Source organism: Acinetobacter sp. BEC1-S18-ESBL-01 (genome assembly GCF_014169935.1).
Taxonomy (GTDB): Bacteria; Pseudomonadota; Gammaproteobacteria; order Pseudomonadales; family Moraxellaceae; genus Acinetobacter; species Acinetobacter pittii.
On the sequence record NZ_AP022302.1, the window covers coordinates 753,698 to 774,305 of the forward strand.

19 protein-coding genes are annotated in these 20,608 nt (G+C 38.2%); 10 read left to right on the forward strand and 9 right to left on the reverse strand.

Going from position 1 to position 20,608, the window contains the following annotated elements:
• Positions 1-13: 13 nt before the first annotated feature.
• Positions 14-1,537 (reverse strand): cryptochrome/photolyase family protein, encoded by a 1,524-nt coding sequence (locus H7R46_RS03700; protein WP_042783337.1) that lies wholly within the window; start codon positions 1,535-1,537, stop codon positions 14-16.
• Between the two features lie 287 nt (positions 1,538-1,824).
• Between H7R46_RS03700 and nudC the strand changes: the two genes are divergently transcribed.
• Positions 1,825-2,604 (forward strand): NAD(+) diphosphatase, encoded by a 780-nt coding sequence (gene nudC, locus H7R46_RS03705; RefSeq protein ID WP_005064457.1) that lies wholly within the window; start codon positions 1,825-1,827, stop codon positions 2,602-2,604.
• A gap of 79 nt (positions 2,605-2,683) precedes the next feature.
• Here nudC and H7R46_RS03710 read toward each other — a convergent pair whose 3' ends face one another.
• On the reverse strand, positions 2,684-4,063 hold the full coding sequence (locus H7R46_RS03710) for an amino acid permease (protein WP_005064459.1): 1,380 nt from the start codon (positions 4,061-4,063) through the stop codon (positions 2,684-2,686).
• Positions 4,064-4,441: 378 nt separating this feature from the next.
• Between H7R46_RS03710 and prpF the strand changes: the two genes are divergently transcribed.
• From prpF to H7R46_RS03725, 3 genes are all read left to right on the forward strand, one after another.
• Positions 4,442-5,629 carry a 2-methylaconitate cis-trans isomerase PrpF gene (gene prpF / locus H7R46_RS03715; RefSeq protein ID WP_002116337.1) on the forward strand — a complete coding sequence of 396 codons (1,188 nt, stop codon included), beginning with the start codon at positions 4,442-4,444 and terminating at the stop codon, positions 5,627-5,629.
• A gap of 162 nt (positions 5,630-5,791) precedes the next feature.
• The gene (locus H7R46_RS03720) at positions 5,792-6,703 is read left to right on the forward strand and encodes a polyprenyl synthetase family protein (protein WP_002116125.1); all 912 of its coding nucleotides are present in this window, start codon (positions 5,792-5,794) and stop codon (positions 6,701-6,703) included.
• A 58-nt stretch (positions 6,704-6,761) separates the two neighbouring features.
• A complete protein-coding gene (locus H7R46_RS03725) occupies positions 6,762-7,130 on the forward strand; it encodes an MmcQ/YjbR family DNA-binding protein (RefSeq protein WP_005064461.1) in 369 nt (122 codons plus the stop codon).
• Positions 7,131-7,201: 71 nt separating this feature from the next.
• Here H7R46_RS03725 and H7R46_RS03730 read toward each other — a convergent pair whose 3' ends face one another.
• From H7R46_RS03730 to H7R46_RS03745, 4 genes are all read right to left on the reverse strand, one after another.
• On the reverse strand, positions 7,202-8,056 hold the full coding sequence (locus tag H7R46_RS03730) for an SPFH domain-containing protein (RefSeq protein ID WP_002116544.1): 855 nt from the start codon (positions 8,054-8,056) through the stop codon (positions 7,202-7,204).
• Between the two features lie 28 nt (positions 8,057-8,084).
• Positions 8,085-8,546 carry an NfeD family protein gene (locus H7R46_RS03735; RefSeq protein WP_002116499.1) on the reverse strand — a complete coding sequence of 154 codons (462 nt, stop codon included), beginning with the start codon at positions 8,544-8,546 and terminating at the stop codon, positions 8,085-8,087.
• Positions 8,547-8,651: 105 nt separating this feature from the next.
• Positions 8,652-9,569 (reverse strand): patatin-like phospholipase family protein, encoded by a 918-nt coding sequence (locus H7R46_RS03740; RefSeq protein WP_014207516.1) that lies wholly within the window; start codon positions 9,567-9,569, stop codon positions 8,652-8,654.
• A 66-nt stretch (positions 9,570-9,635) separates the two neighbouring features.
• On the reverse strand, positions 9,636-10,262 hold the full coding sequence (locus H7R46_RS03745) for a lysophospholipid acyltransferase family protein (protein WP_005064464.1): 627 nt from the start codon (positions 10,260-10,262) through the stop codon (positions 9,636-9,638).
• A gap of 128 nt (positions 10,263-10,390) precedes the next feature.
• On the opposite strand from H7R46_RS03745, the gene H7R46_RS03750 reads away from it, so the two are divergent.
• The 6 genes from H7R46_RS03750 to H7R46_RS03775 all read left to right on the forward strand — a co-directional run bounded on the left by H7R46_RS03750 (position 10,391) and on the right by H7R46_RS03775 (position 17,377).
• Positions 10,391-11,650, forward strand: a complete 1,260-nt coding sequence (locus tag H7R46_RS03750) for an MFS transporter (protein WP_005064467.1) — start codon at positions 10,391-10,393, stop codon at positions 11,648-11,650.
• 73 nt (positions 11,651-11,723) lie between these two features.
• Positions 11,724-11,915 carry a hypothetical protein gene (locus H7R46_RS03755; protein WP_025469749.1) on the forward strand — a complete coding sequence of 64 codons (192 nt, stop codon included), beginning with the start codon at positions 11,724-11,726 and terminating at the stop codon, positions 11,913-11,915.
• A 272-nt stretch (positions 11,916-12,187) separates the two neighbouring features.
• Positions 12,188-13,504 (forward strand): DcaP family trimeric outer membrane transporter, encoded by a 1,317-nt coding sequence (locus tag H7R46_RS03760; RefSeq protein ID WP_032012719.1) that lies wholly within the window; start codon positions 12,188-12,190, stop codon positions 13,502-13,504.
• Positions 13,505-13,680: 176 nt separating this feature from the next.
• Positions 13,681-15,330, forward strand: a complete 1,650-nt coding sequence (locus tag H7R46_RS03765) for a phosphoethanolamine transferase (RefSeq protein WP_005064470.1) — start codon at positions 13,681-13,683, stop codon at positions 15,328-15,330.
• Positions 15,331-15,344: 14 nt separating this feature from the next.
• The gene (locus H7R46_RS03770; protein ID WP_005064473.1) at positions 15,345-16,019 is read left to right on the forward strand and encodes a DNA-binding response regulator PmrA; all 675 of its coding nucleotides are present in this window, start codon (positions 15,345-15,347) and stop codon (positions 16,017-16,019) included.
• A gap of 23 nt (positions 16,020-16,042) precedes the next feature.
• On the forward strand, positions 16,043-17,377 hold the full coding sequence (locus tag H7R46_RS03775; protein WP_005064476.1) for a two-component system sensor histidine kinase PmrB: 1,335 nt from the start codon (positions 16,043-16,045) through the stop codon (positions 17,375-17,377).
• A 1-nt stretch (position 17,378) separates the two neighbouring features.
• On the opposite strand, the gene H7R46_RS03780 is transcribed toward H7R46_RS03775, so the two are convergent.
• The 3 genes from H7R46_RS03780 to H7R46_RS03790 form a co-directional block, all read right to left on the reverse strand.
• Positions 17,379-18,089 carry a phosphatase PAP2 family protein gene (locus tag H7R46_RS03780; protein ID WP_005064477.1) on the reverse strand — a complete coding sequence of 237 codons (711 nt, stop codon included), beginning with the start codon at positions 18,087-18,089 and terminating at the stop codon, positions 17,379-17,381.
• A 138-nt stretch (positions 18,090-18,227) separates the two neighbouring features.
• Positions 18,228-19,415: an ammonium transporter gene (locus tag H7R46_RS03785; RefSeq protein WP_005064479.1), complete on the reverse strand. Its 1,188-nt coding sequence runs from the start codon at positions 19,413-19,415 to the stop codon at positions 18,228-18,230.
• A 304-nt stretch (positions 19,416-19,719) separates the two neighbouring features.
• On the reverse strand, positions 19,720-20,604 hold the full coding sequence (locus H7R46_RS03790) for a LysR family transcriptional regulator (protein ID WP_005064480.1): 885 nt from the start codon (positions 20,602-20,604) through the stop codon (positions 19,720-19,722).
• Positions 20,605-20,608 lie beyond the last annotated feature (4 nt).

Genomic DNA, 20,608 nt, shown 5'->3' on the forward strand with positions numbered 1-20,608 from the left:
TTTTTTCATGATATTAAAGCTCATCAAGTTGATGAATAAGTAACTTTGCATGCTTCATGACAGAAGCTTTATCTTTCATACGATCAAGGTTTTTATAAATCATCGACATTCTGGGATTCTGACGAAATATGGCCTCATGCTGGCTCATAAAATACCAATACAAACTGTTAAATGGACAACTGTCTGGTTCAGTTTTGGTTTTGACGTTATATGTACACTGCTGACAATAATTTGACATTTTATGTATGTAATTACCTGATGCAGCATAGGGTTTACTTGCCATGGTGCCGCCATCTGCATACATTGCCATACCTAATGTATTCGGTAACTCAACCCATTCATAAGCATCTACATAGACAGCTAAATACCATTCGCAAATTTCTGATGGGTTTACACCTGCTAAAAGCGCAAAGTTGCCTGTAATCATTAAACGCTGAATATGGTGAGCATATCCATGTGCAAAGGTATTTCTGAAACACTCGGCCATACATGCCATTTTTGTATTACCCGTCCAGTAATATTGTGGCAGCGGCGTGCTGGCTTGAAGGGTATTTTGATCGCTATAGTCAGGCATACACAACCAATAGATTCCACGCACATATTCCCGCCACCCTAATATCTGCCGAATAAATCCTTCTACTGCATTTAAGGGAACCTGTCCGTTGTAATAAGCTGTTTGGGCAGCGTCACACACTTCTTTTGGCAATAACAATCCACAATTTAAATAAGGCGAGAGCAGACTATGAAACATAAAATCTGAACCATAAACCATGGCATCTTGATAATCGCCAAAGTGGGGTAGTTTGTTAGAAATAAAATGATCTAGAGCAAGTAGGGCATTTTGACGGGTTGTTGCCCATTGAAAGGAGTTGATATTGCCGATATGTTGAGAAAATTCTTTCTTGACCAGTTGAATAACATCTATATCAATTTGATCATGCTCAAAGGTTAATTTTGGTGGCAAAGGTGGATTGCCTGACCAAGCTTTTCGATTGGCTTGATCAAAGTTCCATTGCCCGCCAACGGGTTGTTGGTCATGCATTAAATAATGAGTTTGCTTGCGCATTTCTCGGTAAAAGTATTCCATTCTTAGTGTTTTATATTTGTTTGCCCATTGCTTGAATTGTTCTACGGTACAAAAGAATCGATCATCTTCTAAACAAATAACAGGTAGTTTTAGCTTGTTAGCCCATGAAGTTTCGATTTCATGTTGTAAGCGATACTCACCACATTGGGTAATGACGAGAGTATTCGCCGAGAAGTGTTGCTGCTGCAAAGCAATAAAGTCGACTAACTTTTTTATATGACTTTCGCGCTTAAATGTGTGATAACGGATTTTCCAGCCCTGTGCTTTTAATTCTTTTGCAAAGTGACGCATTGCACTAAAAATCAGTGCTATTTTTTGTGGATGATGAGCAACATAAGACGTTTCCTCAAGCACTTCAGCCATCAAAATAACGTCTTCATTACGGTTTAAATACTTGAGCGTTGCGAGTTGGTGATTTAATTGATCACCCAGAATTAAACCAAATCGCATATTTTTGCTTCATGAGATGGAACTAAAACTAGTTTAAGTTTTCAGAGATCAATTTTATGTGAAGCAGAGCTTCTAAGTTCATCACTGGTCAGTTAGCTATAAAGTCATAGATATAACTTAAAAGCATAGCGCGCGTGAATAAAATGTGATTTTAATCAAAAAGATACAAATTAAATAAATTGAAGATGTTTGCCAGTATGCGTAAGATTTTTAAAAAATATGTTTAAGCTTGATCCTTTTGAAGGAGCCATAGAGGCCATCGAAAGGTTCTTCACTCGAGTATATAAATGGATACCAACAACCTTCCTATTGCTTATATTTTTCAGCAGCAACAACTTTTGGTTGATGCGAATTTTAATCTACCTTGCCTTGAACAGCAGGAATATGATTTACCTATACAAGCAGACCCTCTAGTAATAGCAAGAGATTTCCAAGAAAGCGAACTTATACCAAATGGATATCAGTTTATACCCATTCGCCAACTCTTACAGTATTGGACTAAACCTCAGTTTGAGCAGGCAAGTCGCGCTTTTCAGTTGCTAGAGTGGCGTCGTAATCATCAGTTTTGTAGCCGTTGCGGACATAAAACCCAACAGCATAAGACTGAATATTCTATGACTTGTCCAGCATGTAATTTTAGTCAATATCCTAGAGTTAATCCTTGTGTGATTACTATTATTACACGTGGAGAGGACGAGATTTTGCTGGCTAAAAATGCCAGAAATACGAGCCAGATGTACAGTTTAATCGCTGGCTTTGTCGAGGTAGGGGAAACACTAGAAGATGCTGTGCGACGTGAAACATTAGAAGAAGTTGGATTACACATTAAGAATATTCAGTATTTGGCGAGTCAACCATGGCCATTTCCGAGTAACTTAATGTTGGCTTTTAAAGCTGAATATGAAGCGGGCGAAATTGAAATTCAGGAGAAAGAACTTAGCGATGCTCAGTTTTTCAAATTTAATCAATTACCTGAAATTCCATTTAAAGGCAGTATTGCTCATGCAATGATTATGCACGTTATTCATGGCACACCTGTCGCTGATGATACGAAACAGTGGCTTTAAACTGAGATTCAGATATGGCTTTAATCTTATAGTTTTAAATAAAAAAGCCATTGTCTAGACAATGGCTTTTTAGATTTATTTATTCTTCAGTATTCTCAATGGAATCTAGTTTTTTAGGATTTAAATAGTCAAAAAGTACAAGCATTGCCGTAATCCAAATAGGGATCATCATTACTGACTCTTTGAAGCCTTGAGTCCACATAATATAGAGAACCACAGCAATAAACGCTAAAACTAAGTAATTACTAAAAGGTGACCATAACGCTGGAAAAGATGTCTTAATATTCGCATGCTTAACAAAGCGTCTATACTTCAAATGTGTGATTGATATCATTGCCCAGTTTAGAACAAGTGCACCAACCACAACGTACATAAGATGTCCAAGAGCATCTTCAGGTACAAAGTAATTCAAAAGAACACAACCAAAGATTAATAAAGCAGAAAGCAGAACAGCGGGAATAGGAACCCCCTGTTTATTGGTTTTTGCAAAAACTTTTGGTGCATTCCCTTGTTGAGCAAGACTGTAGAGCATACGGCTATTTGCAAACATCCCACTGTTATAAACAGATAGAGCAGCAGTTAAAATAATAAAGTTAAGTAAGTGTGCAGCCCAACCAATACCCATTTGGCTAAAAATCATAACAAATGGACTTTTGTCGAGACCGCCAAGATCTAATTGGTTCCATGGCACTAATGAAAGTAAAATTGCCAATGAACCGATATAGAAAATCAAGATACGGAAAACGACTTGGTTAATTGCTTTTGGAATCGTTTTTTTCGGATCTTTTGCTTCTGCTGCGGCCATACCAATCAGTTCAATACCACCAAAGGCGAACATCAAGAAAGCCAACATATAGAAGAGGCCGCTAAAGCCATTTGGAAAAAATCCACCATGAGACCAAAGGTTACTAAATGAAATATTTGAGCCTACATCTGCTGTAAATAGCAAATAGAGTCCAAAAACAATCATAGAGATGACCGCAGCAACTTTAATAATAGCGAGCCAGAATTCGGACTCACCATAAAATTTGACGTTTGTTAGGTTAATTGCCGTAATCACGACAAAGAAAAATAAGACAGACGTCCACGCTGGAATATGAGGCCACCAATAATTAATATATTTGGCCACTGCGGTGAGTTCGCTCATCGCAACCAGAACGTAGAGTATCCAATAATTCCATCCGGTTAAAAATCCGGGAAATTTCCCCCAGTATTTATACGCAAAATGGCTGAACGATCCTGCAACAGGTTCTTCAACAATCATTTCTCCCAGGTGGCGCATAATTAAAAAAGCAATTAAGCCACCAATGGCATATCCTAAAATAATGGATGGTCCCGCAGATTGAATCACTTGCGCCGAGCCTAAAAATAATCCGGTACCAATTGCTCCACCCATAGCAATTAATTGGATATGTCGATTTTTTAGTCCTCGTTGAAGTGTAGAAGATTCGTTGGTCAAAGGTCTTCACTCACTATGAATAAGTAAATTATTCTAATAGATGGAGTTATTTTAGCCTAGACTACAAATTAATAAGCAGCGACTGAAAAGTAATTGTAAAAACTATTTAAAATCATAATCTTGCTTTTAATATTTCTATTTCGAGTGAAAAGTACTCTAAAAAATATAATTTCAGATAGACTTTTTTTCTTAGATTTTGCTTAGATTAAGTCATTGCAAGAGCATTGTTAAATTCACAAAATATGCTCGCGTCAATACGATTGATGTATAAAGCAGATCGCTATCTCTTGGCCTTAAAACAATTTAAGATGAAGAGAAGGGTAAACAAGAATGCTTGTTTTGATATAGAAGAACATAATAGTAAGGATAACAGTTGATATGAGCTCAGTACCGCAAATTAAAATTCCAGCAACTTATATGCGTGGTGGAACTAGTAAAGGTGTCTTTTTTAAACTTGATGATTTGCCGGAAAGAGCTCAAGTTGCAGGTCAAGCAAGAGATCAGCTGTTACTACGTGTCATTGGTAGTCCGGATCCTTATGGAAAACAAATTGATGGAATGGGTGGTGCTACTTCGAGTACGAGTAAAACCGTTATTCTTGCTAAAAGCACTCAGCCAGATCATGATGTCGATTACTTGTTTGGTCAGGTTTCAATTGATCAAGCTTTTGTAGATTGGAGCGGTAACTGCGGTAATTTAACCGCGGCTGTTGGTTCTTTTGCGATTTCAAATGGCTTAGTTGATGCCGATCGTATACCAGAAAATGGCCTATGTACGGTTCGAATTTGGCAAAAAAATATTCAAAAAACTATTATTGCTCATGTGCCTATTACCAATGGTCAAGTTCAAGAAACTGGGGACTTTGAACTGGATGGGGTGACGTTTCCTGCCGCTGAAGTTCAAATTGAGTTTTTAGACCCAGCCGATGACGGTGAAGAAGGCGGTGATATGTTCCCGACAGGAAATATCGTTGATGAATTAGATGTTCCTGATATTGGCCGTTTCCAAGCGACATTCATTAATGCAGGTATTCCAACCATTTTCTTAAATGCAGAAGATTTGGGTTACCAAGGTACAGAGTTGCAAGATCATATTAATAGTGATGCAACTGCACTAGCACGTTTTGAAAAAATTCGTGCCTATGGCGCGGTGCAGATGGGTTTAATTAAAGATATTTCAGAAGCGGCTGCTCGTCAGCACACACCCAAAATTGCTTTTGTCTCTAAGCCAAAAAACTATACAGCTTCAAGCGGTAAGTCAGTTTCAGAGAGTGATGTCGATTTATTGGTTCGAGCTTTGTCGATGGGTAAATTACACCATGCGATGATGGGAACAGCAGCGGTTGCGATTGGCACAGCAGCTGCCATTCCAGGCACTTTAGTAAATTTAGCGGCTGGTGGTGGAGAACGTGAAGCAGTACGTTTTGGACATCCATCTGGAACATTACGTGTTGGTGCTCAAGCGGAACTGATTAATGATCAATGGGTCGTGAAAAAAGCCATTATGAGCCGTAGTGCACGTGTGTTAATGGAAGGTTGGGTACGCGTTCCAGGTGACAGCTTCTAAAAGTTGTTAAATAAGAAAAAGCCTCTCAATTATGTAGAGGCTTTTTTACAGTTGCCTTCAAAAACTCATCACCCACTTTTAACAGTGAATCGTGTATGATGTAGCGCATGAATGCTTCATGACATTCAATAAAATTTCTCTACTGATTTTATCGAGGCGACTGTGTCATCACTCTCTCAAGTTAATGCGGATGTTTTAAAACAAGCTCAACAACGTATTCAACAAGATTTATTGACGACACTGGCTGCATTTTCAATTCCAGAACCTCTAAAAAGTGCAGTACACCATGCAGTTATGCTTGGTGGAAAACGTGTGCGTCCGGCTTTGTGTTATGCCACTGCTTCTTTACAGCCAAATCCAAATTTTGCTGCGGCCCGCCGTGCTGCGGTTGCAGTTGAACTTATCCATTGTTATTCACTAGCGCACGATGATTTGCCTTGTATGGATAATGACTTACTGCGTCGTGGTCAGCCGACTTGTCACGTTGCATTTGGTGAAGATACGGCTTTGCTTGCAGGCGACATTTTACAATCAATGGCTTTTGAGGTTTTAGGTAGCCGTTTGTTTGATGAACAAGGGCAGGGTACCGATGCCGCAATTGTACTAAAACAAATGCAGATTTTAGCAACTGCCAGCTCTAAAATGGTCTCTGGACAAGTTTTAGATTTGCAAGCTGAAGGCAAGAAAATCACCCAAGACGAACTTGAAAATATCCATCGTAATAAAACTGGTGCGCTCATTCAAGCGGCTATTATGATGGGTGCCGTGACCATTTTCTCTGGAACAGATCAAGCAATTCCAAAGTTGCGTCAATATGGGCAGACCATTGGACTGGCTTTTCAAGTATTAGACGATATTCTCGATATTACTTCGAGTACGGAAACCTTGGGTAAAACCGCAGGTAAGGATGAACAAGTACAAAAATCGACGTACCCAGCCTTAATGGGGCTCGAACAAGCAAAGGTCTATGCTAAAGAATTGCATGATCAAGCTTTTGAAGCTTTAGCTCATTTTGGTGATGATGCCAAAGAATTAGTAGATATCTCACAATTCCTTTTAGCACGTACCAATTAATAATATTAAATCAATATTCATAACTTCTATTCATATTCAATGAATAAGGGAGAAAAGAATGAGTGGTGCTCAGCTTCATCAAGCTGCAATTGAAATCGCTCGCAATCTTCCTTTTAGCCAACAGGACCATCCATTTGGTCCAGACTATGAAGTTTTTAAAATTTTAGAAAAAATATTCATGCTGACAGCAGAAGTAGCTGACGTCAAAATAGTTAATGTCAAATGTGATCCGTATAAAAGTCAGGAATATCAGGAGCTCTATTCATTTATTATTCCAGGCTATCACATGAATAAAAAGCACTGGATTTCGATTACACCGCATAAGAACTTAACAAGCGATTTACTTCAAGATTTAATTCAGGATTCTTATGATTTGGTTGTAAAAAAACTACCTTTGAAAGATCAGAAAAGATTAAAAAACCAATAATATAAAAGATAAAAAAACGGCGACATAGTAGTCGCCGTTTTGATTTCAATTACGTATTAAATGTAACTAAATTAATTATGTTTTCCCATAATTCCGCGAATTGTATTTAAAACATCTGCTGGTAAAACCACAGTTTTAGCATTGCTCGATTTCGCCATATCTTGCATTGCTTTGACATACTGTTCACCTAACAGATAAGCAACAGGCGTTTCTTTATCACCCACTGCACTTGTCACCATCTCAATGGCTTTTTGTGAAGCTTCTGCCAAAACAACTTGTGCTTCTGCATCACGGCGGGATGCTTCTAAGCGACCATCAGCTTCTAAAATTGCAGCTTGTTTTTCACCATCAGCTCTCGTTACTGTCGCACGGCGTTGACGTTCTGCCGCAGCTTGAGCTTCCATGGCAGCTTGCATGGTAGAAGAGGGCTGAATATCTTGAATTTCAACAGTTTTTAACGTGATCCCCCAATCTGAAATATCATCAGAAATCGCAGCTTTGAGCTTCGCTTTAATATGATCTCGTGAAGACAAAGCATCATCTAGATCCATTTCACCGACAATAGAACGTAATGAAGTTTGTACAAGGTTTTGAATTGCCCATGTATAGTTTTCAATACCATAGACCGCTTTTTCTGGTGTGGTTAAATTAATATATGCCACAGCATTCATGAGTAATACAGCATTGTCGCGCGTAATCACTTCTTGAGATGGGATATCTAACACAATATCTTTAGTGGTAACTTTATAGGCCACTTCATCAACATAGGGAATCACGAAATTAAGCCCCGGATTAAGGGTAGAATGATATTTCCCTAAACGTTGAACAATCCACTTATAACCCTGAGGAACAATACGAACCCCTTTAAAAATGGTGACAGCCACAAAAGCCAAAAAGGCTAAAACAATAATAGTACCGACTGGCATGAAAATACCCTCTCTTTATCTTTAATGTTTATGAAGTACCATGGGACTGGACAATTAAGTCGTTACCCGAAATATCAATAACTCTAACACGATCACCGACTTTGACTGGTGTGGTGCTTCGGCAGTTCCACTCATCAGCCCCTAAAATGGGCATTGGAAAGCGAACGATAATTTGATCATGGTCGAGACCGGTTTGAATCACCATACCAATTTGACCAATCGTCGCTTCACGGGGTAATCCCGCTTTAGTCTTATCAATTGATAATGGTTTAATAAATTTGAACCAAAGAATGGTGCATAGCACTGACAGAACTATCCACAATATAATTTGCGTTGTGAGGCTAATATCTGGAAATAACCAGTAGAGAAAGCACACCATAATGGCGGCAATACCAAACCAAAGCGCGGCAAAGGCGGGTAGAATCAGTTCAGAAAGAATAAGTAAGATACCCAATACAAACCAGTGCCAAGGTTGTATAACAAACTCCATAGATCTGCTCTTTTATATATCTTTATGATGGGTAAAAGTGACTCAATATCACTTTTACCACTGTAGCAGATGATGGGGAGTGTGGATAGAAAAAAACCACCTCAATTAGAATTTAGGGCGTGGTGCAGGCTTAAACGCAGCTGGAGATTTTTTGAAGTTTGCAATTGCAGTTTCAACTTGGCGTATTTGCGCTTGAGCTGCTTTTTCGCCTTCCAAAATTGCTTGGTTACTTGATTTGAGATCAAGGGTACCTAGATGACCAACTTTAGGTTGAATGACAACATTGGCCTGCTTGAGCTCTTCATTAATACTTTGTTGACCCATGATATTAATGGTTTGATCAAGTAATCCCCACATGTTTGCTGGGCGGTTTCCTGCTGGACGCGCGGAAATATCGACTGCAATGACAATATCTGCACCCATATCACGAGCAGTTTTAACAGGAATTGGGCTAACCAATCCACCATCTACATATTTCTGCTTGCCAATTGTCGCTGGTACAAACACATTTGGAATACTACAAGATGCACGTACTGCTTGGCCTGCATTACCTTTAATGAAGTCAGCTTTTTGACCATTATCAAGGCGTGTTGCCACGGCAGCAAAACGGATTGGGAACTTCTCAATCGGTTTATTGCCTACATTACGGTTCACGTAGTCCTGTAACTTTTGTCCAAGAATAATACCCTGACGATTAAGTGTTAAATCCCGGATATCTGACTCTTGTAACTTTAGAGCCAGACTTTGCAATTGATAAGGCGTTTGTCCACTTGCGTAGATACTTCCAACAAAGCTACCGGCACTGGTACCCGTGACAATTTTAGGTTTAATTCCGTGAGACTCTAAAACCTTAATTACACCAATATGTGAAAATCCTTTTGCTCCACCGCCACCTAAAGCAAGTGCAATCACAGGTTCACGGGCTTTCATTGAGGTTGTCGGTGTTGGTGTTTTGCTAAATTTATCACAGCCAAATAGTGCTAGAGAGATAAATCCAATACTGGCAAATTGAGCAATTTTCATCTTTAAAAATAATCTACGTCGAGATAAATTAAGAGGGCTCATGAGACCAGATTTGCTCAATTTTTGCTAGGTTTTTTTCACTAGATTTTGTAAAGGTTCGGCAAGCCAATTGCGATTTTTAGGTGAAATTTTTCCTTCATAACGCTCAAAAATCTTGGTGAGATCTTCGTCGTAGTGGCCACTTGGGTTTAGGTGACCTAAGCAGTGAATCGTCTTGTGATCATAATCAAAAGAAAACATCACAATGGGAATATTGGCCTTTGCAGCGATATGATAAAAGCCACTTTTCATTTTTTTTGCTTTTTTACGTGTGCCTTCGGGCGCCATACCAATCCAGATTTTGTCATATTTTTGAATAGTTGCAACGACTTGCTCAGTAAGACCATTGGCTGTGTCACGTTTAACTGGAATGACTCCAGCCCAATCTAAAGCTCGTTTAAATGGTGGTTTAAAAAGAGCATCTTTACCTAACACCGTAATTTGAATACCTAATCCGAAAATCGCAAGAAAGCCATACCATCCATCAATATTGGAAGTATGAGGGGAAATAATCGCCACTGCTTTTGGCAAATTAGGAACTTCACCTTCTATTGTCCAACCTTGCGCTAAAAAAAGTTTTTTAAATAGCGCTCGGCTTAAAGCATTACCGCGTTGAGGTACTAAATCAGGTAAATTAGGGAAATGTTGATCCATATTTTTTTAAATTTTAACTTGTCCTAGTTTTATCTTAATCTTTTGAAATATATGCTTCATTGGCAAAATGTAAGAACAACATGACATTTGATGTTATTCCTCATTAAACAAATAAAAAGTAGGTTTCTATGTTGCGGCAGCAAAATCTTTATCTTCTGCTATTTTCTCTATATTGGGCACAAGGACTGCCTGTTGGGTTTATGACCCATGCTTTACCTGTGATTTTAAGGGCAGAAGGGGTTTCACTCGCCCACATTGGTGGCTTTGGCTTATTAATGTTGCCGTGGTCAATCAAGATTTTTTGGGCGCCATGGGTCGACCGACACGCACTTTCCCGTTTAGGACATTATCGTAGTTGGATTCTACCTACTCAGTTTTTGACTGTGGGTGTACTGTGTATTTTGTCTTTTTTCCCCGTTCAAGCTTTAGATCAACCTATTTATTTATTCGCATTTTTTATTTCACTACTTTTTATGAACTTAACTGGAGCAACACAAGACATTGCTACCGATGCTTTAGCAGTCAACTTGTTAAAACATGATCAGCAGCATTGGGGCAATACATTTCAGGTCATTGGTTCGCGGTTAGGTTTTATTGTTGGGGGAGGTGCCGTACTTTGGTGCTTAGACTGGTTAACATGGCAACCCACTTTTTTGCTATTAGCGACCATAGTATTTTTAAATACTCTACCAGTTTGGTTATTTAAAGAGCCTCAACATACTTCTCATGCGAGTCGCGAACTCAAACTTGATCAGCAAAATTTAGTCCTAAAAATTAAAGCTTACCTAAGATATTTCTCTCAAAATAAAGAGCTCCGCTCTTGGTTAATGGTACTGATCACTTTTAAAGTAGCAGACGGCTTAGCAGGGCCATTACTTAAACCTTTAATGGTGGATATAGGATTAAGTTTTACTCAAATTGGTGTTTACATCACGATGCTCGGTGCAGTAGCAGCACTCGCTGGGGCGGCAATAGCAGGAGGAGTGCTTAAATACTTTTCAAGACCAACAGCATTAATTGGCTTTTCAGTTTTTAAAATTATGAGTCTAGGAGCCTATGCTTATTTAGCCTATGCCTATGAACAAAAAATTCAGCTGAATGTCTGGGTTATATATACAGTCAATGCTTTAGAAGATGCATTCTCGGCAATGCTATTGGTAGCTATGTTGACTCTAGTCATGCATTACAGTCGAAAAGAATATGCGGGGACAGATTTTACCTTTCAGGTTTCAGTCATGGCGACTGTTAGCGGTCTTCTTTATAGTTTTAGCGGTGTGATTGGAGATGTACTCGGTTATTTCCATTATTTGATAGCTATTGTCATTATTGCAGTGATCAGTTTACTGCCTATTTTCCTCTGGAAACATGAGAAACTACAGGAAAAATAATGTTAACTAAATGAAATAAAGAACTTTAATATTGCTCAAGCAGTGATCTAAGCTTTATCTAATACCTTTGTCTATGTTTTTAAAAATGTATATTTTTAGCTATTTAAATGCTCAATTAATTGTGCCATCTTGTGTGGGTAGCAAATGGAAGCTAACTGGAGAAAAAATGGATTTAGATAACAAGAAAAATCATGTGAATCAATCAAAATGGACAGAAAAATGTTCAATTAGATTGGTTATTAGCCTAAAGTCTAAAAAAGAATAATGAAATAACGATTTAATCATTCTATAAGATAAGAGAGTTGTGTAGGATTCGTTACAACATGAAGTTAAGGTAAAAATCTGTAAATCAAAGTATGTTTTTTATGTCTTTGTTTATCGGTTTTAGTCTTGCACAACGTTGAAATTGGTTTTGGTTGCGGTAATAAAATTAATGTAACCAATGTGGAGGAGAGTTGATTTTTTAGCCCCTAATTTAATGGCGTAAATCAACTTGGCATGGATAGGCAACATAAAATATATTTTTAGGAGTTTTTGATGGATCTATTCCTTAATCGTAAATCTTTCGTTATTAAAAGTTTAGCTCTTACAGTTACAGCTTTAATGATGAGTGGGGCACATGCTGCGACTTCCGACAAAGCGGAAATTCAACAGCTTCGTAAAGAAGTTGAAGCGTTAAAAGCTTTAATTCAAGAACAACGTCAAGTTCAGCAACAACAACAGCAAGTACAGCAACAACAGCAAGTACAGTTAGCAGAAGTTAAGGCACAACCTCAAGCTGCTGCGCCAGTTTCTCCATTGGCAGGATTTAAATCTAAAACTGGTGCTGATGTAAACCTATATGGTTTTGTTCGTGGCGATGCTAACTATATTATCGAAGGTGCGGATAACGACTTTGGTAAAGTAGCTGAGTCAAAAGGTGAAGCAACTGATAAAATTCGTGCTACAGCGAAAACGACACGCCTTGGATTAGACTTTAATACGCCTGTTGGAGACGATAAAGTAGGTGGAAAGATCGAAGTCGACTTCGGGGGCACGAATGATGCCTTTCGTATTCGTCACGCTTATTTAACTTATAATAACTGGTTGTTTGGTCAAACAACGTCTAACTTCTTGTCTAGCCATGCGCCAGAAATGATCGACTTCTCGACAAACATTGGTGGTAGTACAACGCGTGTTCCACAAGTACGTTATAACTATAAACTTGGGCCAACAACTCAATTGTTTGTCTCGGCCGAGGAAGGCGATAGCACTGGCCTTACTGGTAAAAAAGATGCAGATGGTGCTTGGGTAAATGATAGTATTAAATATAGCTTACCAGTCTTAACTGCCAAAGTAACTCAAGGTTATGCTGGTGGAAAAGGTAATGCTTCAGCTCGTGCATTAGTTGAAAACTATAAATCAAAAGCTGGTGGTGACAACCAAACTGGTTGGGGTGTGGCTGTTGGTACCGACTTTAAAGTATCTGATCCTTTAAAACTATTTGCTGATGCATCTTATGTGGTAGGTAATAGTAACTATCTTTATGGTAGTAATAAGGCCTATACAATTGTAAATGGTGATATTGAACAAAATGAGTTTGTAGCTGTACAAGTGGGTGGAACTTATAAAATTTTACCTAACTTACGTTCAACTTTAGCTTATGGTGCACATTTTTCTGATGATGGTAGCGATTACGCTAGAATAAATGTAACTGCAAATGAAAAAGTTCGACAAGCATGGATCAATTTTATTTATACACCCGTTAAACCAATTGATTTAGGTCTTGAATATATCAATGGTAAGCGTGATACCTTTGCTGGTAAATCTTATAAAGATAACCGTATTGGTTTAATGGCTAAATATAGTTTTTAAAACAATATTTAGCTGAAAGCTCAAAAGACGAGGTTAAATTTAACCCTGTCTTTTTTATATAAATTAAAAGAATTGGTAAGCTTTAAAGCTTCTGAATTAGATCATTTTTTATTTAAGTCATTTTTAAGTTTCAATTTCTACATTAAAGCATCATAAAAATGTAGTAGTAATTAGAGATGCTGAATTTTTTTTCTAAATTAAGAAATAAGCAGATTTCCCTTTTTAGGTTCAACATCATTATAGCCATTTGGTTAGGTGCAATTCTAAATATTGGTTTTTATAAGAAAGTTCACCTGTTAACACCATATTTAGGTATAAAAGCAACCTTATTTTTAGCGGCTACCGTAGTGATTGTTGTTGCTACCTATTATGCAGCTTTACAAATTTTAAACTGGAAATGGACAGCCAAATTTTTTGCCATTTTGTTGGTGTTTATTGGTGGATTTAGCTCATATTTTGTAAATACTTTGGGCGTGATTGTTTCACCTGACCAAATTCAAAATATCATACAAACAGATGTCTCTGAAGCTACAGATTTACTTTCTTTGCGTTTTGGAGTTTGGACCATCTTCTTTGTTGTTATACCTATTTTTTTGATTACTCAGGTCAAACTCAAATCAGAAAAAATATTTCCACTTTTACTTAAAAAAGTACTCTCAATTGTTCTTGCATTTGCGGTTGTCGGTGGTTTGCTGTTTACTTATTATGTCGATTTTGCAGCAATATTTAGAGAGCATCGTGACCTAAAAGGAATGATTTCACCTCAGAATACCATTTCTTCGGTCATGTCTTATTACCGTAAAAAAGCACCTAAGAAAAATCTTCCACTTGTGAAATATGGTGAAGATGCTCATCAAGTGCAACAAACTCAAAAAGATTTACCTAAGCTTATGGTGCTTGTTGTGGGTGAAACCGCACGTGCTGAAAGCTTCTCGCTTAATGGTTATGCCAAAAATACAAATCCAGAGCTTTCGAAACAAGATATTTTAAACTTTTCACAAGTGACGTCATGTGGTACTGCAACAGCGGTTTCTGTGCCATGTATGTTCTCTGGTATGTCACGTGCTGATTATGATGAGCAATTAGCGGGTCACCGTGAAGGATTACTGGATATTGCTAAACGTGCAGGCTATCAAGTGACTTGGATTGATAATAACTCAGGTTGTAAAGGTGCATGCGATCGCGTTGAAAAATATCAAATTCCAGAAGAGTTAAAGCAAAAATGGTGTAAAGATGATGAATGTCTTGATGGCATTCTGGTTGATAGCTTAAAACAGTATTTGGCTTCTATTCCAAAAGATGATAAGCGTCCACGTTTAGTTGTATTACATCAGATGGGTAGCCACGGGCCAGCATATTACAAGCGTGCACCTGATGGATTCCAACCATTTAAACCAACTTGTGATACCAATGCGATACAGGGTTGCTCGCCAGCCGAACTAGTAAATACTTATGATAATACAATTGTATATACAGACCATGTATTGAACCAAATGATTAATACTTTAAAAGAAGTATCGAATTATCAAACAGGTTTCTGGTATTTATCTGATCATGGTGAGTCAACAGGCGAACATGGTATGTATTTACATGGAGCACCTTACTCAATCGCACCGAGTCAACAAACACATATTCCAATGATGATGTGGTTTTCTGATGGTTGGAAACAATATAATCTTGCCCAAGTAAATTGTTTAAATCAACAAACTAATGAAAAATTGAGTCAGGATAATCTATTCCCAAGCTTATTAAGTCTGTTAGATGTAAAAACTCAGGTTATAAATCCTAAATTGGATATGCTGCATTCTTGTGCCAGTGTGAAATAAAGTGAGCCTTGAAGATGACAAGAATATTGATAATTGAAGACGATTTTATGATTGCAGAGTCAACAATAACGTTGCTGCAATATCATCAATTTGAAGTGGAATGGGTCAATAATGGCTTAAATGGTTTAGCTCAGTTGGCTAAAAATAAATTCGATTTAATTCTTTTGGACTTAGGGCTACCTATGATGGATGGCATGCAGGTCTTAAAGCAAATTCGCCAAAGAGCAGCGACTCCTGTTTTAATTATTTCAGCACGAGATCAGTTACAAAACCGTGTTGATGGTTTAAACAATGGTGCAGATGATTACTTGATCAAACCATACGAGTTTGATGAGTTGCTTGCTCGTATTCATGCGCTATTGCGCCGTAGTGGAGTAGAGGCTCAGCTTGCGAATCATGAGCAATTATTACAAAGTGGTGATCTGGTTTTGAATGTTGAACAACACATTGCAACCTTTAAGGGACAGCGTATTGATTTGTCTAATCGTGAATGGGCAATTCTTATTCCTTTAATGAGTCACCCAAATAAAATCTTTTCTAAAGCAAATCTTGAAGATAAGTTATATGATTTCGATAGTGATGTGACTAGTAATACGATTGAAGTATATGTGCATCACCTGAGAGCTAAACTCGGGAAAGACTTTATCCGAACTATTCGAGGATTGGGTTACCGTTTAGGGCAATCGTAGCTTAATTTTGGAACTTCATAACAGTGCATTATTCATTAAAAAAACGACTAATTTGGGGCACCTCAATTTTTAGTGTGATCTTAGGTTGTATATTAATTTTTAGTGCTTATAAAGTTGCACTTCAGGAAGTTGATGAAATTTTAGATACACAAATGCGTTATTTAGCTGAGCGTGCAGCTGAATATCCGCTAAAAACAGTAAGTAGTGAGTTTGATTTTCATAAAACTTACCATGAAGAAGATCTATCTATAGATATTTGGGCTTATAAAGATAAAGCTCATTTATCCCACCATCTACATTTATTGGTTCCACCTGTTAAAAAAGCCGGTTTTTACTCACATAAAACCGATAACGGCTTAATCCGTACTTATGTTTTGCCACTTAAGGATTACCAGATTCAGATTAGCCAACAAGAAAAGATTCGCCAAAGTTTTGCTTGGGAACTTGCAGGTAGCATGTTCATTCCATATTTGATTATCTTACCATTTGCGATTTTTGCTTTAGCTGCAATTATTCGTCGTGGGCTGAAGCCCATCGATGACTTTAAAAATGAACTGACTCATCGTGATTCAGAAGAACTGACACCTATTGAAGTTGTAGATTATCCTCAAGAATTGTTACCCACAATTGATGAAATGAATCGACTTTTTGAGCGCATTTCTAAGGCACAAAATGAGCAGAAACAGTTCATTGCAGATGCAGCCCATGAACTTCGAACCCCTGTGACTGCTTTAAATTTACAAACTAAAATTTTAATTAGTCAATTTCCTGAGCAGGAATCGCTGCAAAATTTGAGTAAAGGATTAGCGCGTATTCAGCACTTGGTGACACAGCTTTTAGCGCTAGCTAAGCAGGATGTATCTTTAAGTCTGATTGAACCGACGAGGGCTTTTCAGCTTAATGATGTCGCTTTAAATTGTGTTGAACAGCTTGTTAATCTGGCTATGCAAAAAGAAATCGATTTAGGGTTTGTTCGTAATGAACCAATTGAAATGCATAGTGTCGAACCAACAGTTCATTCAATTATTTTTAACTTAATTGATAACGCAATCAAATACACGCCTCATGAAGGGATGATTAATATTTCTGTTTTCACTGCTACAGATGGCGATGCGTGTATACAAATTGAAGATAGCGGCGCGGGGATCGACCCAGAACATTATGATAAAGTACTAAAACGTTTTTATCGTGTACATCATCATCTTGAAGTGGGGAGTGGTTTAGGTCTATCCATTGTTGACCGAGCAACTCAACGTTTAGGTGGGACTTTGACACTAGACAGAAGTTTAGAGCTTGGTGGACTTTCGGTTTTGGTTAAACTTCCAAAGATTTTACATGTTCACGAAACAAGGACTTGAGTTAGACAAGTTCTTGTTTGATTCGTTTTTCAAACTCAAAGCGATGAATACAAACGGTATAAAATAAGATATTTACGGCCCAAATGACCCAACCAGTCCATAAATTATGACTCAAGAAATGTGCTCCACGCATCATTTGTGCCCATCCCATCATAAAGCCTAATAAAATGCCTGAAATGAGATAAAAATAGGCACGTTTGGGTTGTTCAAGACGATAAACAAAATAACCTGTCATTAAAATAAAGCCAGCGCTTGCATGTCCACCCGGAAAGCAATGACCATGTTTCGCAGTAAAGTCCCAAATATAGCCACCTAAGCTGTTAGGATGAACCATATTCCAAGGGCAGGCATGAGCAGATTGTGATTTTAAGAGACCAACCAGTGCGCTGCCAACCATGCTCACGAAAAACATATAACCATATTGCCAGCGATAAAGCTTTAATTTCTCAACTTTAAATGATGCAAGCCATAGACCCAAAAAGATGACATAAATGCCAGTAATGATCTGCTTTACAATCTCATGATTAAGTCTTTCCAGATACCAATTGTCTCGATTGAAAAAATGACCTGTTGAATCAATCCAAGGTTGGATGAGGTACATATCAATTTTCCCACCCACTGGAAAAACGATTAAAAGCAGAAAAAAACTGAAAAACAGAAGAATAATATTAATCTGGAAAAATTGTTTTTGTTGATTCATGCCATGCAACATCAATTAGATTGTGGGTAAAGGCATTACATAAAATAAAACTTAAATTGCTCTTAAACTATACTGAAGAAAGAAGTTCAATTTTCCTTAAAAATAAAAAAGCGACGAGAAGTATCGTCGCCCTGAGCACTTTAGAAAGTATTAAAACATACCTTCTTCAGAATTTGCTGAAATTTTATGAATAGACAAATCTGCACCACGGAACTCGTCTTCTTGAGATAAACGAATGCTGATAGTTGCTTTAAGCAAGCCGTAAACAATAAAGCCGCCAGCCAGTGCAATAGCAATCGCGAGTGCTGTACCGATGAGTTGTGAGGCAAACGATACGCCGCCTAAACCACCCAGCCATTGTTGACCAAATAGGCCTACTGCAATACCACCAAATGCGCCGCATACGCCGTGTAAAGGCCAGACACCAAGAACATCATCAACTTTGAGTTTGTTTTGGGTATAGGTGAATAGATACACAAACATGGCACCCGCTGCACCACCAATCACAAGTGCACTGATTGGATGAACAATGTCAGAACCTGCACAGATTGCCACTAAACCAGCAAGTGGGCCGTTGTGTAAGAAACCAGGGTCATTTTTCCCAATCGCATTGGCTGTAATTGTACCGCCGACCATAGCCATGAGTGAGTTAATCGCAACTAAGCCAGAAATTGCATCAACACGCTGAGCACTCATCACGTTAAAGCCAAACCAGCCGACAATCAAAATCCATGAACCAAGCGCCAAAAATGGAATAGAAGAAGGGGGATGAGCACTTACACGACCATCTTTCTTATAACGACCAGAACGCGCCCCTAATAAAATGACAGCAGCAAGTGCAATCCAACCGCCCATGGCATGAACTACGACTGAACCCGCAAAGTCGTGAAAAGCTGCGCCAAAGGTTGTTTCTAACCACTTTTGCAGACCGTAGTTACCATTCCAGACCATACCTTCGAAAAATGGATATACCAGCGCAACTAAAGCGAGTGTGGCAATTGCTTGTGAACGCATTTTTGCGCGTTCAGCAATACCACCCGAAATAATGGCAGGAATTGCCGCAGCAAAAGTGAGTAAAAAGAAGCAACGCATAAGGTTATAGCCATGATCACTTGATAAAACCGTACCATCATGGAAGAAGTGCTGGCCATAAGAGATGTAGTAGCCAACAAAGAAATATGCGATTGCAGAAAGGGCAAAGTCAGTCAGAATTTTACTAAGTGCGTTCACCTGATTTTTATGGCGAACCGTACCAAGTTCCAAGAATGCAAAACCTGCGTGCATGGCAAGAACCAAAACAGCACCAAGTAATAAGAAAAATAGATCTACATTTTGCATAGCATGCTCGAAAAAAGTGCTAAATTCCATTTTGGAACAAATCTGGGTCTGTAAATTGCACCAAAATAGATTTAAGGAATCTAAAAACCTAAGTTTGTCGAAACAAACTCAATTGCATAAAAGTGAATATGCAATAAGCGCACCAATTTGGATTAAATAAGTAGTTTTTGGCGATAAATGGTGCGTTGATTTGGTTAAAGAGGGGCAGTTTTGGCGCTTTTTACGTTACAAGTCATCTAATGTGCTTATAAATTGACCTGAAAGAGTTCGTTCTCAAAGTTTAAAAAGACTCGCTCATATTCAATTAATGATCTGACCAAACCGATTGTGCGACTTCAATAAAAGCTTTTGCAGCGGGACTCATGTGCTTTTTATTTTTGACTGCGAGACCAATAGAACGTTTAAGGTTCGGTTTAAAAGGGCGTTTAACTACATTTGGATAGAGTGAGAGTAACTCTTTGGTGAGCACCATATCAGAGACAATCGAAATCCCTAACTGGTTATGGACCATGCTGACGATACTTAGAATTTGTGAAACATAAAACTTGATGTCTGGTTTCACATCAAAGTTTTTTAAAATTAATTCGACCTGATGTCGACTACCCGCCATTGTCATAATAAAAGGGCAATTTTCTAGCTGTACTGGATCAATATAGAGTTGTTGGGCGAGCGAGTAACTATTCGGAATTAAGGCAACAAAACGATCTTCAATTAAAGGGAATGTATCGAATCGCTCATCTGGCATAATCAAGAAACCAACTTCTATACGCCGTTCCAATAGCCACTGGGCAACTTCTTTATCTTCGCCTTCATCGATATAAATTTCGATTTTGGGGTAACGCTGTCGAAAGCTTTCTAAAATTTCAGGTAATAGATAAATGGATGATGAAGCTCCAAAAGACCCTATACGTAATGTTCCTTCATTTAAACCGTGGATGGCCGCCACTTCTTTTTCTAATGTATCGGAAATACTCAATAACTCTTTTACATGAGTAAGAAGCTGCTGACCTGTCGTGGTGAGTTCAATATCACTTTGGGTTCTTGAAATTAGGTTAATGCCCCATTGTTGTTCTAATGATTTAAGTGCATGGGAAACTGCCGACTGTGAAATGCCCAACTTTTCTGCTGTAGCAGTAAAGCTTTTTAGTTCAGCAATGAGTGCAAAAATTTCAAGCTGGGTAAATGTCATGTTG

Coding starts and splice junctions, on each gene's coding strand:
- H7R46_RS03700 (WP_042783337.1), bottom strand. CDS start 1,537: ATGCGATTTGGTTTAATTCTGGGTGATCAATTAAATCACCAACTCGCA.
- nudC (WP_005064457.1), top strand. CDS start 1,825: ATGGATACCAACAACCTTCCTATTGCTTATATTTTTCAGCAGCAACAA.
- prpF (WP_002116337.1), top strand. CDS start 4,442: ATGAGCTCAGTACCGCAAATTAAAATTCCAGCAACTTATATGCGTGGT.
- H7R46_RS03725 (WP_005064461.1), top strand. CDS start 6,762: ATGAGTGGTGCTCAGCTTCATCAAGCTGCAATTGAAATCGCTCGCAAT.
- H7R46_RS03730 (WP_002116544.1), bottom strand. CDS start 8,056: ATGCCAGTCGGTACTATTATTGTTTTAGCCTTTTTGGCTTTTGTGGCT.
- H7R46_RS03735 (WP_002116499.1), bottom strand. CDS start 8,546: ATGGAGTTTGTTATACAACCTTGGCACTGGTTTGTATTGGGTATCTTA.
- H7R46_RS03740 (WP_014207516.1), bottom strand. CDS start 9,569: ATGAAAATTGCTCAATTTGCCAGTATTGGATTTATCTCTCTAGCACTA.
- H7R46_RS03745 (WP_005064464.1), bottom strand. CDS start 10,262: ATGGATCAACATTTCCCTAATTTACCTGATTTAGTACCTCAACGCGGT.
- H7R46_RS03750 (WP_005064467.1), top strand. CDS start 10,391: ATGTTGCGGCAGCAAAATCTTTATCTTCTGCTATTTTCTCTATATTGG.
- H7R46_RS03755 (WP_025469749.1), top strand. CDS start 11,724: ATGTTTTTAAAAATGTATATTTTTAGCTATTTAAATGCTCAATTAATT.
- H7R46_RS03760 (WP_032012719.1), top strand. CDS start 12,188: ATGGATCTATTCCTTAATCGTAAATCTTTCGTTATTAAAAGTTTAGCT.
- H7R46_RS03765 (WP_005064470.1), top strand. CDS start 13,681: ATGCTGAATTTTTTTTCTAAATTAAGAAATAAGCAGATTTCCCTTTTT.
- H7R46_RS03770 (WP_005064473.1), top strand. CDS start 15,345: ATGACAAGAATATTGATAATTGAAGACGATTTTATGATTGCAGAGTCA.
- H7R46_RS03780 (WP_005064477.1), bottom strand. CDS start 18,089: ATGTTGCATGGCATGAATCAACAAAAACAATTTTTCCAGATTAATATT.
- H7R46_RS03785 (WP_005064479.1), bottom strand. CDS start 19,415: ATGCAAAATGTAGATCTATTTTTCTTATTACTTGGTGCTGTTTTGGTT.
- H7R46_RS03790 (WP_005064480.1), bottom strand. CDS start 20,604: ATGACATTTACCCAGCTTGAAATTTTTGCACTCATTGCTGAACTAAAA.